This window comes from Pseudonocardia sp. SID8383 (genome assembly GCF_009864975.1).
GTDB lineage: Bacteria > Actinomycetota > Actinomycetes > Mycobacteriales > Pseudonocardiaceae > Pseudonocardia > Pseudonocardia alni.
Window position 1 is genome coordinate 1 of the sequence record NZ_WWFY01000114.1, and the last position, 3046, is coordinate 3046.

3 protein-coding genes are annotated in these 3046 nt (G+C 73.8%); 1 reads left to right on the forward strand and 2 read right to left on the reverse strand.

The genetic code is table 11. From position 1 onward, the window contains the following. Positions 1-112: 112 nt before the first annotated feature. Positions 113-1327, reverse strand: coding sequence for a formaldehyde dehydrogenase, glutathione-independent (gene fdhA / locus GTW08_RS02695; protein ID WP_073574916.1), 1215 nt, complete (start codon positions 1325-1327; stop codon positions 113-115). Between the two features lie 233 nt (positions 1328-1560). Between fdhA and GTW08_RS02700 the strand changes: the two genes are divergently transcribed. Continuing rightward, entirely contained in the window at positions 1561-2769 is a 1209-nt protein-coding gene (locus GTW08_RS02700; protein ID WP_073574915.1) for an acyl-CoA dehydrogenase family protein, read from the forward strand. A 16-nt stretch (positions 2770-2785) separates the two neighbouring features. On the opposite strand, the gene GTW08_RS02705 is transcribed toward GTW08_RS02700, so the two are convergent. Beyond that, positions 2786-3046: GntR family transcriptional regulator (locus tag GTW08_RS02705; protein WP_161151345.1), on the reverse strand; the 261-nt coding region annotated here is incomplete at its 5' end.

A 3046-nucleotide genomic window follows, 5' to 3' on the forward strand; every position in this document is an offset into this window, starting at 1 on the left:
GGGGTGCCCGACGGCTTCTCCCGCGCCGCCGCCGAGCTCTACCGGCGCGCGGCCGGGGCGGGCGGGTGAGCCGGGCCCGGCACCGCGACGGCGGCACCGGACCCGGCCGGTCTCACGCCGCGACGCTGCCGTGCGGGTCGATCACGAACTTGCGGGCCACGCCGCCGTCGAACTCCTGGTAGCCGCGCGGGGCGTCGTCCAGCGAGATCGTGGTCGCGTTGACCGCCTTCGCGATCTGCGCCCGGTCGGACAGGATCGCCTGCATCAGCTGCCGGTTGTACTTCTTCACCGGGCACTGGCCGGTGGTGAAGCTGTGCGACTTCGCCCAGCCCAGCCCGATCCGCACGCCGAGGGTGCCCTCCTTGGCCTTGTCGTCGGCGGCACCCGGGTCGCCGGTGACGTAGAGCCCCGGGATGCCGAGCGCGCCGCCGACCCGGGTCACCTCCATGACCGAGTTCAGCACGGTCGCGGGAGCCTCCCCGGCGTCGCGCCCGTGTCCGCGGGCCTCGAACCCGACGGCGTCGACGGCGGCGTCCACCTCGGGCTCGCCGAGCAGCTGCTCCAGCTGCTCGGCCAGGGTCCCGTCGCCGGACAGGTCGACGGTCTCGCAGCCGAAGCTGCGCGCCTGCGCGAGCCGCTCGGGGATCATGTCCCCGACGACGACCGCCGCCGCCCCCAGCAGCTGCGCGGCGTGCGCCGCGGCCAGCCCGACCGGCCCGGCGCCGGCCACGTAGACCGTCGATCCGGTGGTGACCCCGGCGGTCACCGCGCCGTGGTAGCCGGTCGGGAAGATGTCCGACAGCATCGTGAGGTCGAGGATCTTCTCCAACGCCTGGTCGCGGTCGGGGAAGCGCAGCAGGTTGAAGTCGGCGAAGGGCACCATCACGTACTCGGCCTGGCCGCCGATCCAGCCGCCCATGTCGACGTAGCCGTAGGCGGCGCCGGGACGGGCCGGGTTGACGTTCAGGCAGACGCCGGTCTTCCCCTCGTTGCACATCCGGCAACGCCCGCAGGCGATGTTGAACGGCACCGAGCAGATGTCGCCGACCTTCGCGAACAGCACGTCGTCGCCGACCTCGACGATCTCGCCGGTGATCTCGTGGCCGAGCGACTGCCCGACCGGTGCGGTGGTGCGGCCGCGGACCATGTGCTGGTCGGATCCGCAGATGTTGGTGGTGACGATCTTCAGGATCGCCGCGTGCGGAGCCTTCCGCTGGATGCCGAGCCCGTCGACGACGTCGGTGGGCAGCTCCAGCTTCGGGTAGTCGATCGACTCGACGGCGACCTCGCCGGGTCCCTTGTACACGACGACGCGGTTGTCGGGCATGGTGCGCTCCCCTCCTGCGTGGACGCGCGGACCGCGGTCGCGGCCGCGCGGCGGTGACGCGGCCGCACCGATCCCGCGCCCCCACGGGTCGGGCCGCGTCGCCCGCTGACGACCCTCCCACCCCGTACGGACATGCGCACGCGGCGATGCGTGCCGCAGCGGTCCTGTGCCGATGGTCGGGGTCGGCCGGTCGGGTCCGGGCGGGGTCGGCCGGGACGGGTGATACTGCGCCCATGGCCAGTGACGATCTTCTCGAGCCGCCTGTCCCGGTACTGACCGCGCCGTACCACACCCCCGAGCGCGAGGCGTTGCAGAAGCAGGCCCGCGAGTTCGCCGCGACCCGGGTGCTGCCCGTCGCCGACGAGCTGGACCCGCGCAAGGGCGAGATCCCGCGCGACCTGCTCGACGAGATGGGCGAGCTGGGCTACTTCGGCATCACCGTCGACCGTGAGCACGGCGGGCTGGGTCTCGGGGCGTTCGAGTACTGCATGGTCGCCGAGGAGCTGGCCCGGGCGTGGATGAGCGTCGGGTCGATCATCGCCCGTGCGCAGGGCGCCGGGACCGCCGTCACCGACCCGGAGCGCCGTGCGGAGCTGCTGCGCCGGTCGGCCCGCGGGCAGTGGATCGGCGCGATCGCGCTGTCCGAGCCCGACGCCGGGTCCGACCTGGCCGGGGTGGAGACCCGCGCGGTCCGCGACGGCGACGAGTTCGTGATCACCGGGCACAAGCGCTGGACCGGCAACGCCAAGGCCGCCGACTTCATCCAGGTGCTGGTGCGCACCGACGACCCTGCGCCGGGGGAGAAGCGCTCCGCGGGCCTGGCGACGGTCGTCGTGGAGAAGGAGCGCGACACCTTCCCCGCCGGGATCACCGGCCGCCCGATCGACAAGATCGGCTACCACGGCTTCGTCACCTGGGACCTGGAGTTCGACGGCGTGCGGGTGCCGGTCGGCAACCAGCTCGGCGCCGGCGGCGAGGGATTCGCCGACGCCCAGTCGTGGCTGAACATCGCCCGGGTGCACACCGCCGCGCGGGCGGTCGGGCTCGCCAGGGCCGCCGTCGAGGACTGCGTGCGCTACCTGCAGCGACGCCACCAGTTCGAGCACCCGATCGGCGACTTCCAGGCCGTCCGGTTCACCCTCGCGACGATGGCCGCCCGGGTCGAGCAGGCCCGCGCCTTCTACCAGAACGTGGCGCACCGGCTCGACCTCGGCGAGCCCTGCGAGCGGGAGGCGGCGATGGTCAAGCTGCTGGCCACCGAGATGGCCGCCGAGGTCACCGCGGACGGCATCCAGCTGCACGGCGGCAACGGCTACACCACCGAGCACCAGGTGGAACGGCACTGGCGCGACGCCCGGCTGACCACGATCTTCGAGGGGACCAGCGAGATCCAGCGCAAGATCATCTCCGACCGGCTGCTGCCGCGCAGCCCGCTCGGCTGACGGCGGCGCCGCGGCGTCAGCGGAAGGCGGCCCGCACCGCGCCGAGGGCGTCGGACTCGTCGAGCCCGAGCCGCCGGGCGAGTTCGGCCAGCTCACCGGCCTTGCGCTCCAGCTCGGCGCGTCCACCGGTGGCCCGCTCGGTGAGCACGGCCCCGCGGCCGCGCCGCAGGTCGACCAGGCCCTCGTCGCGCAGCTGCTGGTAGCCGCGCAGCACGGTGTGCAGATTGATCCCCAGTGCGCCCGCGACCTCGCGGGCCGGGGGCAGCCGGTCCCCGGC

Excerpts from the sequence above, each read along its gene's own strand:
- fdhA (WP_073574916.1), bottom strand. The coding sequence starts at position 1,327 with ATGCCCGACAACCGCGTCGTCGTGTACAAGGGACCCGGCGAGGTCGCC.
- GTW08_RS02700 (WP_073574915.1), top strand. The coding sequence starts at position 1,561 with ATGGCCAGTGACGATCTTCTCGAGCCGCCTGTCCCGGTACTGACCGCG.